Below are 13,443 nucleotides of genomic sequence, written 5' to 3' on the forward strand. Positions count from 1 at the left end.
TCCGGTTGAAATTCTGAAAAACCAACAATGGTAAGGGACGGGGGCGTCAGACCCTGAGGACCCGCTCGCCGCGGCCAATGCCACAGGCACCGGTGCGGACGGTCTCGAGAATGGCACTGCGGTCGATCGCACTGAGGAAGGCATCGTTCTTGGCCTGGTCGCCGGTCAGTTCGATGGTGTAGCTCTTCTCGGTCACATCGATGATGCGACCACGGAAGATGTCGGCCATGCGCTTCATCTCCTCGCGCTCCTTGCCCACGGCACGGACCTTCACCAGCATCAGCTCGCGCTCGGTGTAGGCCCCTTCTGTCAGGTCCACCACCTTCACGACCTCGATCAGGCGGTTGAGGTGCTTGGTGATCTGCTCAATGATGTCATCCGACCCGGTGGTCTGGATGGTCATGCGCGAGAGGCTGGGGTCCTCGGTCGGCGCGACCGTGAGGGACTCGATGTTGTAGCCGCGGGCAGAGAAAAGGCCAACCACCCGGGAAAGAGCGCCCGCTTCGTTTTCAAGCAGGACAGCGATGATGTGTTTCATGTTCGATTCCTCTTTTCTGAGCCCTCCCCTGCGCACGGTAATGCGCAGGCTCGGCTGCAGATAGATTCGTCAGGAAGATGCCACCCGGCCGCAAGGGACAGGTGGCGACGGACTTCAGAGCTCCTCGGAGCCCAGCAGCATTTCGGTGATGCCCTTGCCGGCCTCCACCATCGGCCAGACGTTTTCGGTCGGGTCGGTGCGGACGTCGATGAAGACACAACGGTCCTTGATGGCCCGTGCCTCACGCAAGGCGGCCTCAACATCCTGAGGACGCTCGACCAGCATGCCGACGTGCCCGTAGGCTTCGGCCAGCTTGACGAAGTTGGGCAGCGCATCCATGTAGCTGTGGCTGTAGCGGCCCTGATAAATCAGTTCCTGCCACTGGCGCACCATGCCCAGGTAGCGGTTGTTGAGCGACAGGATCTTGACCGGTGTGCCGTATTGCTGGCAGGTCGACAGCTCCTGGATGTTCATCTGGATCGAGCCCTCGCCGGTGACGCACCAGCAGTCGGCATCCGGTTTGGCCAGCTTGATGCCCATGGCATAGGGCAAGCCCACCCCCATGGTGCCCAGACCGCCCGAGTTGATCCAGCGACGAGGCTCATTGAACTTGTAGAACTGAGCCGCAAACATCTGGTGCTGACCCACATCGGACGTGATGTAGCAGTCGTCGTCCTTGGTCAGGTTCCACAGCGTCTCGACCACCATCTGGGGCTTGATGACCTGGGTGTTGGCGCGGTCGTAGCGCAGGCAGTCACGCGACCGCCAGCCCTCGATCGTGTCCCACCACGCCGCCAGCGCCTTGTCGTCCGGCTTGGCCTGGCTCTCGCGGATCATGTTGATCAGCTCGGTCAACACGTCCTTGACATCGCCGACGATCGGCACGTCCACCTTGACGCGCTTGGCGATGCTGGATGGGTCGATGTCGATGTGGATGATCTTGCGCTCGACCGAGGCAAAGTGCTTGGGGTTGCCGATCACGCGGTCGTCGAACCGTGCACCCACCGCCAGCAGCACATCGCAGTTCTGCATGGCGTGGTTGGCCTCGATCGTGCCGTGCATGCCCAACATGCCCAGGAACTTGCGATCGGTGGCCGGATAGGCGCCCAGACCCATGAGGGTGTTGGTCACCGGGTAGCCGAGCATGTCGACCAGCGTGCGCAGTTCGGGCACCGCATTGCCCAGCAACACACCGCCACCGGTATAGATGTAGGGGCGCTTGGCGTTCAGCAGCAGTTGCAGGGCCTTTCGGATCTGCCCACCGTGACCCTTGCGCACCGGGTTGTACGAACGCATCTCGACCGACGTGGGATAGCCCGTCCAGGTCGCCTTGTTGAAAGACACGTCCTTGGGAATGTCGACGACGACCGGGCCGGGCCGGCCAGTGCGTGCGATGTGGAAGGCCTTCTTCATCACATCGGCCAGTTCGCGCACGTCCTTGACCAGGAAGTTGTGCTTGACCACGGGGCGGGTGATGCCGACCGTGTCGCACTCCTGGAACGCATCGGAGCCAATGGCTGCGGTGGGCACCTGACCGGTGATGATCACCATCGGAATGCTGTCGGTGTAGGCCGTCGCGATCCCGGTGATGGCATTGGTCACACCCGGACCGGAGGTCACCAGGGCAACACCAACGTCACCAGTGGCACGGGCATACCCGTCGGCGGCATGAACAGCGGCCTGCTCGTGACGCACGAGCACGTGCTGCATGGTGTCCTGCTTGTACAGGGCATCGTAAATGTAGAGAACCGCACCACCGGGGTAGCCCCAGATGTACTTGACACCTTCGGCCTGCAGGGCGCGCACCATGATTTCGGCGCCCATCAGCTGTTCGGTAGCGGGAGATTGGCCAGCAGCAGCGGCCGTCGAGGCCAGTTCGGCCTTGGAGATTTCCATGATCAACCTTTCGGGTATTTCTCTGACGAAAAACCTTGGGTGCCCCTTCACCCACTCTTGTGAAGCGGTGTCGGGACTTGAGGCCAATGGACATGAGCGGACACATACCCCGCCGGACCTTGACCCGTTTGCCTGATGAATTGCAGCGACCATTATCGCACTGCAACAAGACTTTTCCAAACGGGTGCGAATTCAGCCTGCAAAAAACCGTGCACGACAGCGGAATGCGACAATCCGTCGCCAAATAACCACGCAACCGATGAACCAGCCTTTGTCAACCTCCGATCGCGGACCCGACCTCACTGCCCCACCCCTGCCCCGCCGCATGGCCTGCTGGATTTATGAAGGCATGCTGATGTTCGGCGTGGTATTCATCGCCGGCTATCTTTTTTCCACGCTCACCCAGACCCGGCATGCACTGGACAACCGTCACATGCAACAGGCCTTCCTGTTTGTGATCTTCGGCATCTACTTCGTGTGGTTCTGGGCCAAGGGCCAGACCCTGGCGATGAAGACGTGGCACATCCGGGTGGTCGACCGTGAGGGGCATGCCATCTCGCAGCCCAGAGCCCTGCTGCGCTACCTGCTGTCCTGGCTGTGGTTTCTGCCTCCGCTGGCGGCGGGCGACTGGTTCCGCCTGAGCGGTGGTGAGCTGACTGTCATCACCCTGGGCTGGGTGGCTGTCTGGGCCATTCTGGCCCGCTTTCATCCCCAGCGCCAGTTTCTGCACGATGCCATGGCCGGCACGCGCCTGGTCCACTACAAGCCACCGGTCCCACCGAAGAAACCCCGATGAGCTCGCCCACTTTCTCCCTTTGCATCTATTGCGGATCCCGCCCTGGCACTGATCCGGGCTTCGCCGCCACCGCACGGCAGATCGGTCAATGGATCGGCGAACACGGCGGGCAGCTGGTGTACGGAGGTGGACGGGGTGGCCTGATGGGCCTGGTGGCCGACGCCACCCTGGCGGCGGGCGGGCGGGTGGTGGGCATCATCCCCAAGGCCCTGGTGGAAAAGGAGTGGGCGCATCATGGCTGCAGCGAGTTGCACGTCGTCGACACGATGCATGAACGCAAACGCCTGATGGCCGAACGCGCCGACGCCTTTCTGGCGCTGCCGGGTGGTATCGGCACCTTCGAGGAATTCTTTGAGGTGTGGACCTGGCGCCAGCTGGGCTATCACGACAAACCCGTGGGACTGCTCAACCTCAATGGCTACTACGACGGCCTGATGTCCTTCATTGCCACCGCTGTTCAATCCCAGTTCATGGGACCGTGGCAAGAGAAACTGGTCAGGGTGGACCCGGACTGGCGTTCACTGGTGAAGGCGCTGGTCCAGGAAGCGGGCATGGCGCCCGAAGCCATCGCCGATGCCGTCTGACTCGCTGCCCGGGTTGGCGCTCAGATCGCGCCTTCGTCCTGCTCGCCAGTGCGGATGCGCACCACACGCTCGACCGGGGTCACAAAGATCTTGCCGTCGCCAATCTTGCCCGTGCGTGCAGCCCGAATGATGGCGTCGACGCAGCGGTCGACATCTTCGGTCTTGACCACCACTTCAAGCTTGACCTTGGGCAGGAAGTCGACCACGTATTCGGCGCCACGGTAAAGCTCGGTGTGGCCCTTTTGGCGACCGAAGCCTTTGACTTCCGTCACCGTCAGACCAGTCACGCCCTGCTCGGCCAACGCCTCACGCACTTCCTCGAGTTTGAAGGGCTTGATGACGGCGGTGATCTGTTTCATGCAGGGGGCTCCAGAACCATTGAACAACAACTTCTCGACTTTATCACGGCCCCCATAGGCGAGCCGCCCGGTGTGGTACTGACTCTGGCCCGCCCGCAGGCTCAGGCTCTTTCTGTGCTGAAATGCGCCCATGAGCGACACCCGACTGCCCCTCCACCAGCCAATGGCTGCCACATTCCGTGGTGGCCACCCCGAGAACATTCACTTCGGCTCGCTGGCCCTCGTCAACGCATCTGGTCAGTTGCTGGCACAGGTGGGCGATGTCGACACGCCGATCTTTACCCGGTCAGCGCTCAAGCCCTTCCAGGCCATGCCATTGGTGGCCCGTTGGGCTGACCGCTTCGGGTTGAATGACGCCGACGTCGCCCTGCTCTGCGCCAGCCACAGCGGTGAAGCGGTGCACACCGAACGGGCTGCGGACTTGCTGGCCAGGATAGGCGCTGGCGAACGCGACCTGGCGTGCGGTTGCCATGTACCCTTCTTTTATGCAGCGACCGGGCAGACGCCACCCGCCGATGGCCGCTACACCCGGCTGCACCACAACTGCTCGGGCAAACACACGGGCATGCTTCTGATGGCGAACGGTCTGGGGGCGCCACTGGCGGGGTACCTGAACGTGGAACACCCGGTCCAGCAGGCCATTGCCGACAGCGTCAGTCACTTTGCCGGCATCCCTCGGGCGCAGTTGATTCTGGGCATGGATGGCTGCAGTGCACCCAACTATGCCCTGCCCCTGAGGAATCTGGCGTGGGCGGCCGCCCGCCTGACCCGTCCGGATGCGCTCTCCGGCGAGACACCCGTCCGAATTGCTCGGGCCATGAGCCGCCATCCGGAGCTGGTCAGCGGTCAAGGCCGCAACGATCTGATCCTGATGCAGGCGGGCCAGGGAGACTGGGTCAGCAAGGTGGGCGCCGACGGTGTCCAGATCCTGGCCAGCTTTTCACGGCAAATGGCCATCGCCGCCAAATGCAGTGACGGGTAGTTGACTCCGCTGATGGTGGCGCTGGTAAGCGCCCTGGATCAACTGGGCTGGATCACCGATGGGCAGCGTCAGGCTCTATCGGCGCTGCTGCCGCCTCCCATGCGAAACGCCGCCGGCCTGGAGGTCGGCGAGATGCGCGCAGTGCTGCGCCTGAAGACAGACACTCAGGCCCGATAGCGGCTGGTGATCGGGTAGCGCCAATCCTTGCCAAAGCTGCGGTGCGTGACCCGGATGCCAATGGGCGCCTGACGCCGCTTGTACTCATTGAGGCGGATCAGTCGCACCACCTTGTCGACATCGGCCTGGCTGTACCCTTCCGCCACGATTTCAGCCGGACTGCGGTCGTTCTCCATGTAGCGCTCGATGATGGCATCAAGCACATCATATTCAGGCAGGCTGTCCTGATCCCTCTGATCCGGACGTAGCTCGGCACTCGGCGGGCGGGTGATGATCCGTTCGGGGATCGGGTTGGCACCCGTCCCGTAGGGATCGTGGGCGTTGCGCCATCGCGCCAGCCTGAAGACCTGCGTCTTGACCACGTCCTTGATGACCGCAAAACCACCCGCCATGTCACCATACAGCGTGCAGTACCCGGTAGCCATCTCGCTCTTGTTGCCGGTGGTCAGCACGATGGAGCCGAACTTGTTGGACAGCGCCATCAGCAGGGTACCGCGGATGCGGGCCTGCAGGTTCTCTTCGGTCGTGTCCTCTGCGCGGCCTTCGAACAGCGGGGCCAGCGAGCCCTTGAAAGCCTCGAATTCGGAAGCGATCGCAATCTCGTCGTAGCACACACCCAGCCGGGCGGCCATGTCTCGCGCGTCGATCCAGGAGATGTCTGCCGTGTAAGGCGAAGGCATCATCACGGCCCGCACACGGTCCTTGCCCAAGGCATCCACCGCGATGGCGAGCACGAGCGCCGAATCAATGCCTCCCGACAAGCCCAGCACGGCCGACGGAAAGCCGTTCTTGCCGACGTAGTCGCGCACGCCAAGCACCAGGGCGTGCCAGAGATCGGCCTCGGCACTGTGGGGACGATCCGTGTCGGCCACAGGCAGCCATGAGTGCCCGCGACTCTCGAATCGGATGGGAAAGAGCGTCTCCTCAAAACTGATCGCACGCCCGGCCAGCTGACCCGAAGCGTCCAGCACGAAGCTGCGCCCCTCGAACACGATCTCATCCTGTCCGCCGACCAGGTGGGCATACACCAGTGGCAGGCCGACCGCCTGGGCACGCTCGCGCATCGTGCTTTCGCGCTCCTGACCCTTGCCCGCATGAAAGGGCGACGCGTTGATGACCGCCAGCATCTGTGCTCCAGCGGCCTTGGCTTCTCGCGCGGGACGGTCGAACCAGGCATCCTCGCAGATCAGCAACCCGACCTTGACCGTCTGACCCCCTGCGTCCTGCAGCTCGAAAACACAGGGCTTGTCGCCTGGCGCAAAGTACCGGCGCTCGTCGAACACCTGGTAGTTGGGGAGTTCCCGCTTGGCGTAGGTGTGAACAATGCGGCCGTCGCGGATGACACTGGCGGCATTGAACAGGTCAGGGACGGTGACACTTCGCTCTCGCCGACTGGCCTGACTGCCATCGGTCAAACGGGCCGGATGCCCCACCACCAGCGTGAGTCCGGCAAGCCCCTCGCTCGCACGGACAATCTCGTTGAGGGCATCATCACAGGCGTCGATGAAAGCGGGCCGCAAGAAAAGGTCTTCGGCCGCATACCCGCACAAGGCGAGTTCAGGGGTCAGAAGCAGTTGGGCACCACCGGCGAGCGCCTGCTGCGCAGCCTCGATGATGCGGCGGGCATTGCCCGCAAGATCGCCCACGACAAAGTTGAGCTGGGCCACACAGATCTGGAGAGTCATGGAATCGTTCAAGCAGTCCTCCGGGGATTATGTCACCCGGGTCCTGAGCTCGCCCGCGGACGTGCCTCCGTCCGACTGGGATCGATTGCTGTCGCTTTCAGATCACCCCAGTCCCTTCATGCAACACGCGTACCTCTCGGGCATGGACGCGAGCGGCTGTGCCCGTCCAGAGACTGGCTGGACTGCGCAATGGCTGACGCTGTGGAGGCACGATCGACTGGCGGCAGCCTGCCCCCTGTACCTCAAGGACCACTCCTACGGCGAGTACGTGTTCGACTGGGCCTGGGCCAGGGCCTATGCCGATCATGGGCTGGACTATTTTCCCAAGGCACTGGTGGCGGTACCCTTCACCCCGGTACCCGGCAGTCGCCTGCTGGCGGTTGACCAGGGCACCCGCAAGGCCCTCGTCCATGCGCTGATCGAGCATGTCCGAAACCTGGGCCTGTCATCGCTGCACCTGCTGTTCAGTTCCGAGGACGACATCCGGGCCTGCGTGGATGCCGGCATGATGGTGCGCCAGACCGTGCAGTTCCACTGGCAGGACCACCCACGGGGCGGCGAGCGATGGAACGGCTTCGACGAATTTCTGGGCAGCCTCACCCAGGAGAAACGCAAAAAGATCCGACAGGAACGGCGAAAGGTCAGCGATGCAGGCGTGACACTTCGGTGCGTCGAAGGACCGAACCTGAGCGACAGCGACTGGGATTTCTTTCAGCGCTGCTACCAGCGCACCTACGCTGAACATGGCAACCCTCCCTACCTGAATGCGACCTTCTTCGACCATGTGCGCCGGACCATGCCACAGAACTGGTTGCTGTTTATCGCCGAGCGCGAGGGGCGTGCGCTGGCATCGAGCTTGATCGCCCTCGACCCGCAACACCGCGTTGCCTTCGGCCGCTACTGGGGAGCACTCGAACGAGTCGACTGCCTGCATTTCGAGTGCTGCTACTACGCTCCCATCGAATGGTGCATCCGCCATGGCTACCATCGCTTCGAAGGCGGTGCGCAAGGCGAGCACAAGATGTCCAGGGCCCTGCTGCCGGTGGTGACCCGAAGTGCTCACTGGCTGCGGCACCCGGCATTCGCCGATGCGGTACAACATTACCTGGCTCGTGAAGGCGCCGGAATGGAGGCCTATCTGGCCCATCTCGCGCACCGCAGTCCGCTGAAGTAACCCGGTTAAGGCGCGATCGACGAAAATTCGGGCGCCTGAATGCTCAGGAGCCCACCTGGACGTGGCGACTGCGCGACATTTGATGTATCAATTGGTGAGATCTGCTGCCCCTCCCGCCATGGACGAAACCGACGCTTTTTTTACGCGAACCGTGATCGGTCCGCCACTGTCCGTGGTGCTGGGCCGGCGTCAGCGTCGCATCAGATCCCGCACCGGTGGTCTCGATGTGGATCTCGGAGGACCGGGACAGCGACTGGATCAGCTATGGCGGGACTGGCTGATCACCAGCCACCAGGATGACCCTGCAGGTCTTCCCAGAAGGCGCCCTGGCCGCCTGCGCCGCTGGCTGGAAAGACACGCCTTGGCGGTGGCACTGGCAGGAGTTCTCTCGCTGGTGACTGGCCTGGTCTTGATCGGAATCAGCACATGGAAATGAAGCCGCAGCAGGATACACTGACCATCGACCCGATCGCCATGAACGTGGTCAACCGGATCGCCTCGGGCTCCCGGCTGGATGGCAGTTTGCGTTATCAGGGCGGCCTGCTGGTGCAGGGTGAAACAGGCGGGAGCCTGCACGTGCAAGGGCGCCTGATTGTCTGGCGGGGTGGTGTCGTTCGGGGTCGCGTCCGGGTCGATGGTGATTGCTATGTGTTCGGCCAGATCGGAGAGGCTGGCGCCCAGCCGGAGGATACCGACCTCGAATGCCATGGCACCATCTTTGTGGCACACACCGGCGTCTCCACCGGCACACTGAGGGCCCGTCGTCTGCAACTTTACGAGGGCGCCGACCTCCAGGGGCCGTTTCGCACGCTGAAGTTTGCAGGTACGCTTCCCGTGCTGCACACGGTGCAGCCGGATCGCCCCGCGAGTGCGCCTGGACATCGCCCATGAAAGCCCGTCGCTACATTCGCCCCGACACGAGTACCCCATCTTCCGCAGGATCTGAACCGATGAATCCTTCCGCCGAAACCGAATCCATCCCAGTCGCCGACGACAACACCGCCCAGATGACGCCACCGAGTGCGATCGAAGTCGATGTGGGCAAGGCCATGCCGCCGGTGCTGTCACAGTCACTCCCGACGCTGGAGCCCCAGGCCATGGAGGTCCCTCCCATCGATGCCACCGACGCAGGGCTCGTGCGCAGCCTGCTGGCCGAAGGTATGGAGTTTGTGGGCAATGCGGTGCTGCGGGGCCCCTGCAGTGTCGCAGGCCATGTGGAGGGCAATCTGACCCAGGCTCAGGGGGTTCAGGTGTCCGTGGTGGTGACAGAAACCGGACGCGTCAAGGGCGACATCGTGGCCCACAAGATCTCGGTGATGGGCCATACGGACGGACTGTTGGACTCGGGTGAAGGCGAGGTATCCCTCCATGACTCGGCCAGCGTGCACGGTCTGGTTCGTTATGGTCGCATCCAGGTCAACGGGGCCGATCTCAACGCCACCCTTGAGCGCGTGCCCTCGGCCCGCAAATCGCGCTGATCCGGCGTCGCACGCCCTCCTGTCATGCGGGTCGAGCCCTCCTCCACGCATTCTCCTCGCTTCAACCGTCCGGTGGCCGTACCGTCGACCGAAGAGCTGCGCAGTCAGGCGCTGAACGCCAGCTGGCAGCGGGACCGACGTGTGGCGCGGCGTCGCCTGGCCTGGCGGTGGGCTTGGTGGTACGCCAGGCAATATGCGTGGATCCTGGCGTTGCTGACGGCTTTGCTGGCCGCGGTCTGGCACTGGTGGCCGGCACCCCGATCAACCTCCGCGCAGACACTGTCCTCGGTCCCGATGAACCCTGGCGCCCGCACCGAACAGGCCGCCAGTGACGAACCCCTTACACTCACTTCCGAAAAACGGCTGCACACCAAGGAGCCCTGACATCATGAGCAACTCTCCCGCCTCCACCCGCCTCGTTCCGGCAGAGCGTCTTTCCGCGATCAACAGCCTGATCGCTGAGGGTGCCGTGTTCGACGGCAACTTCCACACCACCAAAGACCAAGGCATCAAGGTGGATGGCCACCTCAAGGGCAACATCACCTTCGAAGCAGGCGGCACCCTGCATGTCGGCGCCACCGGCGTGATCGAGAACACCCGCCTGGAAGCAGACTACGTGTTCATTGAAGGCAAGGTGCTGGGCACAGTCATTGCCCGCAAGGCCCTGGAAATCACCGGATCGGCCACCTTGCTGGGCGATGCCAGCTACGACGAACTGATCGACATGCATCCGCGTGCCCGCGTGCGAGGAAAAATCGAGTACCGCGGAGATATCGACGCCCTGCCCACCTGAGCCGACCCACCAAACAGAAAGCCTGCAGGCTTTCTGTTTTCTGGCGATCCAACGGGTCTGCGACCTTGCGGTGCCGACCCGGTTCGAGCAATCAGCCCAGAGACTTGTTGTAGGCGGCCATGCCGTCCAGGATTTCCTTGTGGGCGGACTCCGGTCCTTCCCAGCCCAGCACCTTGACCCACTTGCCTTTTTCCAGGTCCTTGTAGTGCTCGAAGAAGTGCTCGATGGTCTTCAGGCGCATCGGGTTCAGGTCCTCGGGCTTCTCCCAGCGGCTGTAAAGGGAGAGGATCTTGTTGGTGGGCACGGCCAGCACCTTGCCATCCTCGCCAGCCTCGTCGGTCATCTTCAGGATGCCGATGGCCCGGCAAGGCACCACCACACCCGGCATCAGGGGAACGGGAGTGACCACCAGCACGTCCACGGGATCACCGTCGCCGGCGATGGTCTTGGGCACATAACCGTAGTTGGTCGGGTAGTGCATGGCGGTGTTCATGAACCGGTCCACGAAGATGGCACCGGTTTCCTTGTCGACTTCGTACTTGATCGGATCGCCGTTCATGGGGATCTCGATGATGACGTTGAACGCTTCGGGTACCTTGTCGCCAGGGGTGACGTTGTCGAGAGACATGGGATTCTTCTGAGAGTTGAGGAAAAGGAATCGGCCAGTGCGCGAGGGGCGCGTACCCTGGCGGTCAGGATTAACCCTGATTTTACTGATTCCAGGCTTACTCAATGACGCAGGTCATTTCCTCTGACGGAATTTGCCGCTACATTGTGACCGTTGGCCAATCGCACTGCCTGTATCCACGGAGGGGGACGCGACAGACGCGAGGAAGCAACGCAACGGGGGTGACCCTCAACGCGTTGCCCCCTCCAAGTCAAACGCGAAACGAGCAGGAGAACTCTATGGTTGGACAATCTGCGCTGATATTTGCGCTGGTGTGTGGCCTGGTGGCCGTGGTTTACGGTTTCTGGTCACGCAGCTGGATTCTTTCGCAGGACGCGGGCAACCCCCGCATGCAGGAAATCGCCGGGGCCATCCAGGCCGGTGCGGCCGCCTATCTGGCCAAGCAGTACACCACCATCGGCGTGGTCGGCGTGATTCTGGCCATTCTGATCGGCGTTTTCCTGGACAGCGCCACCGCCATCGGTTTTGTGCTGGGTGCCGTTCTCTCGGGTGCCTGCGGCTTCATCGGCATGAACATCTCGGTGCGTGCCAACGTGCGCACCGCACAGGCCGCCACCAAAGGCATTGGCCCGGCGCTGGATGTGGCTTTCCGCGGCGGCGCGATCACCGGCATGCTTGTCGTGGGCCTCGGGCTCCTCGGTGTGGCAGGTTTCTTCTGGTTCCTGGTGGGCAACGGCAACCTGACGCCGGACAAGAACCTGGCCAGGCTCCTTAATCCGCTGATCGGCTTCGCCTTCGGCTCGTCGCTGATTTCCATCTTTGCCCGACTGGGTGGCGGCATCTTCACCAAAGGGGCCGACGTCGGCGCCGACCTGGTGGGCAAGGTCGAAGCCGGCATTCCCGAGGATGACCCGCGCAACCCCGCCGTGATTGCTGACAACGTGGGCGACAACGTCGGCGACTGTGCCGGCATGGCGGCCGACCTCTTTGAAACCTACGCGGTGACGCTGATCGCCACGATGGTGCTGGGCGCCTTGATGGTGGCCGCGGCCCCCATGAGCGCGGTGATGTACCCATTGGCACTTGGCGGCGTCTCCATCATCGCCTCGATCATCGGCTGCTTCTTCGTCAAAGCCAGTCCGGGCATGAAGAACGTGATGCCGGCTCTTTACAAAGGTCTGGCGATTGCCGGCGTCCTCTCGCTGATCGCCTTCTGGTTCGTGACCGCGTGGATCATCCCGGATAACGCGATTGCCGCCAGCGGCAGCCAGATGCGCCTGTTCGGCGCCACCGTGGTGGGTCTGGTACTCACGGCCGCCCTGGTCTGGATCACGGAGTTCTACACCGGTACGCAATACAGCCCGGTCAAGCACATTGCGCAGGCGTCCACCACCGGTCACGGCACCAACATCATCGCGGGTCTGGGCGTGTCCATGCGCTCGACCGCTTGGCCGGTGCTGTTCGTCTGCGTGGCCATCATCGCGGCCTACACCCTGGCCGGCCTGTACGGCATCGCCGTGGCGGCCATGTCCATGCTGAGCATGGCCGGCATCGTCGTGGCCCTGGACGCCTATGGCCCCATCACCGACAACGCCGGCGGCATTGCCGAGATGGCGGAGTTGCCCAGCGCCGTGCGAGACATCACCGACCCTCTGGATGCCGTGGGCAACACCACCAAGGCGGTCACCAAGGGTTATGCCATCGGCTCGGCCGGCCTCGCCTCACTGGTGCTGTTTGCCGACTACACCCACAAGCTGGAAACCTATGGCCAGAAGGTCAGCTTCGATCTGAGCGACCCGATGGTCATCATCGGCCTGTTCATCGGCGGTCTGATCCCTTACCTGTTCGGCGCCATGGCCATGGAAGCCGTGGGTCGTGCGGCCGGTGCGGTGGTGGTCGAAGTGCGCCGCCAGTTCAAGGAGATCCCCGGCATCATGGAAGGCACAGCCAAGCCCGAATACGGCAAGGCCGTGAGCATGCTGACCGGTGCGGCCATCAAGGAAATGATCGTGCCCAGCCTGCTGCCGGTGGTGGTGCCGATCCTGGTGGGCGTGTTCCTGGGTCCGAAAGCCCTGGGCGGGCTGCTCATGGGCACGATCGTCACGGGCTTGTTTGTGGCGATTTCGATGTGCACCGGCGGCGGCGCCTGGGACAACGCCAAGAAGTACATTGAAGACGGCCATCATGGCGGCAAGGGCAGCGAGGCCCACAAGGCGGCCGTCACCGGTGACACCGTGGGCGACCCCTACAAGGACACGGCGGGCCCGGCCGTGAATCCGCTCATCAAGATCATCAACATCGTGGCACTGCTGATCGTGCCTCTCCTGCCAATGGCGGCTTGAGGCGCTAGCGG

The 13,443-nt window shown here is 63.0% G+C and carries 16 protein-coding genes; 11 read left to right on the plus strand and 5 right to left on the minus strand.

The annotated features are described in order from the left end of the window. Positions 1–46: 46 nt before the first annotated feature. Both ilvN and ACFQNJ_RS00330 read right to left on the minus strand, forming a co-directional pair. Positions 47–538, minus strand: coding sequence for an acetolactate synthase small subunit (gene ilvN / locus ACFQNJ_RS00325; RefSeq protein ID WP_374639115.1), 492 nt, complete (start codon positions 536–538; stop codon positions 47–49). A 114-nt stretch (positions 539–652) separates the two neighbouring features. Next, on the minus strand, positions 653–2,434 hold the full coding sequence (locus tag ACFQNJ_RS00330; RefSeq protein ID WP_382253011.1) for an acetolactate synthase 3 catalytic subunit: 1,782 nt from the start codon (positions 2,432–2,434) through the stop codon (positions 653–655). Positions 2,435–2,693: 259 nt separating this feature from the next. On the opposite strand from ACFQNJ_RS00330, the gene ACFQNJ_RS00335 reads away from it, so the two are divergent. Then, positions 2,694–3,230 (plus strand): RDD family protein, encoded by a 537-nt coding sequence (locus ACFQNJ_RS00335; RefSeq protein WP_382253013.1) that lies wholly within the window; start codon positions 2,694–2,696, stop codon positions 3,228–3,230. Continuing rightward, positions 3,227–3,814 (plus strand): LOG family protein, encoded by a 588-nt coding sequence (locus ACFQNJ_RS00340; RefSeq protein ID WP_382253014.1) that lies wholly within the window; start codon positions 3,227–3,229, stop codon positions 3,812–3,814. The genes ACFQNJ_RS00335 and ACFQNJ_RS00340 overlap by 4 nt, the downstream gene beginning before the upstream one ends. A 20-nt stretch (positions 3,815–3,834) precedes the next feature. Here the strand turns inward: ACFQNJ_RS00340 and ACFQNJ_RS00345 are convergent, their stop codons facing one another. Continuing rightward, complete coding sequence (locus tag ACFQNJ_RS00345) at positions 3,835–4,173, minus strand: P-II family nitrogen regulator (protein WP_374639119.1); 339 nt, start codon at positions 4,171–4,173, stop codon at positions 3,835–3,837. A gap of 130 nt (positions 4,174–4,303) precedes the next feature. On the opposite strand from ACFQNJ_RS00345, the gene ACFQNJ_RS00350 reads away from it, so the two are divergent. Then, complete coding sequence (locus ACFQNJ_RS00350; protein ID WP_382253016.1) at positions 4,304–5,155, plus strand: asparaginase; 852 nt, start codon at positions 4,304–4,306, stop codon at positions 5,153–5,155. 12 nt (positions 5,156–5,167) lie between these two features. Then, the gene (locus ACFQNJ_RS00355; RefSeq protein ID WP_382253018.1) at positions 5,168–5,332 is read left to right on the plus strand and encodes a hypothetical protein; all 165 of its coding nucleotides are present in this window, start codon (positions 5,168–5,170) and stop codon (positions 5,330–5,332) included. Here the strand turns inward: ACFQNJ_RS00355 and ACFQNJ_RS00360 are convergent. After that, entirely contained in the window at positions 5,320–7,017 is a 1,698-nt protein-coding gene (locus tag ACFQNJ_RS00360) for an NAD+ synthase (protein ID WP_382253609.1), read from the minus strand. The two genes, ACFQNJ_RS00355 and ACFQNJ_RS00360, sit on opposite strands and share 13 nt — an antisense overlap. Between ACFQNJ_RS00360 and ACFQNJ_RS00365 the strand changes: the two genes are divergently transcribed. The 6 genes from ACFQNJ_RS00365 to ACFQNJ_RS00390 all read left to right on the plus strand — a co-directional run bounded on the left by ACFQNJ_RS00365 (position 7,016) and on the right by ACFQNJ_RS00390 (position 10,462). Further along, entirely contained in the window at positions 7,016–8,191 is a 1,176-nt protein-coding gene (locus ACFQNJ_RS00365) for a GNAT family N-acetyltransferase (RefSeq protein WP_382253020.1), read from the plus strand. The genes ACFQNJ_RS00360 and ACFQNJ_RS00365 overlap by 2 nt on opposite strands. Before the next feature lie 118 nt (positions 8,192–8,309). Beyond that, the gene (locus tag ACFQNJ_RS00370) at positions 8,310–8,627 is read left to right on the plus strand and encodes a hypothetical protein (RefSeq protein WP_382253021.1); all 318 of its coding nucleotides are present in this window, start codon (positions 8,310–8,312) and stop codon (positions 8,625–8,627) included. After that, positions 8,618–9,082, plus strand: coding sequence for a polymer-forming cytoskeletal protein (locus ACFQNJ_RS00375; RefSeq protein ID WP_382253023.1), 465 nt, complete (start codon positions 8,618–8,620; stop codon positions 9,080–9,082). The genes ACFQNJ_RS00370 and ACFQNJ_RS00375 overlap by 10 nt, the downstream gene beginning before the upstream one ends. A 59-nt stretch (positions 9,083–9,141) precedes the next feature. After that, entirely contained in the window at positions 9,142–9,669 is a 528-nt protein-coding gene (locus tag ACFQNJ_RS00380; RefSeq protein WP_382253024.1) for a bactofilin family protein, read from the plus strand. A gap of 24 nt (positions 9,670–9,693) precedes the next feature. Beyond that, a complete protein-coding gene (locus tag ACFQNJ_RS00385) occupies positions 9,694–10,053 on the plus strand; it encodes a hypothetical protein (RefSeq protein ID WP_374639124.1) in 360 nt (119 codons plus the stop codon). 4 nt (positions 10,054–10,057) lie between these two features. Next, entirely contained in the window at positions 10,058–10,462 is a 405-nt protein-coding gene (locus tag ACFQNJ_RS00390) for a bactofilin family protein (RefSeq protein WP_374639125.1), read from the plus strand. 91 nt (positions 10,463–10,553) lie between these two features. Here the strand turns inward: ACFQNJ_RS00390 and ppa are convergent, their stop codons facing one another. After that, positions 10,554–11,090 (minus strand): inorganic diphosphatase, encoded by a 537-nt coding sequence (ppa, locus tag ACFQNJ_RS00395; protein ID WP_374639126.1) that lies wholly within the window; start codon positions 11,088–11,090, stop codon positions 10,554–10,556. 278 nt (positions 11,091–11,368) lie between these two features. On the opposite strand from ppa, the gene ACFQNJ_RS00400 reads away from it, so the two are divergent. Further along, positions 11,369–13,432: a sodium-translocating pyrophosphatase gene (locus tag ACFQNJ_RS00400; protein WP_382253025.1), complete on the plus strand. Its 2,064-nt coding sequence runs from the start codon at positions 11,369–11,371 to the stop codon at positions 13,430–13,432. Positions 13,433–13,443 lie beyond the last annotated feature (11 nt).

The organism is Hydrogenophaga bisanensis (genome assembly GCF_042665135.1).
Taxonomy (GTDB): domain Bacteria; phylum Pseudomonadota; class Gammaproteobacteria; order Burkholderiales; family Burkholderiaceae_C; genus Hydrogenophaga; species Hydrogenophaga bisanensis.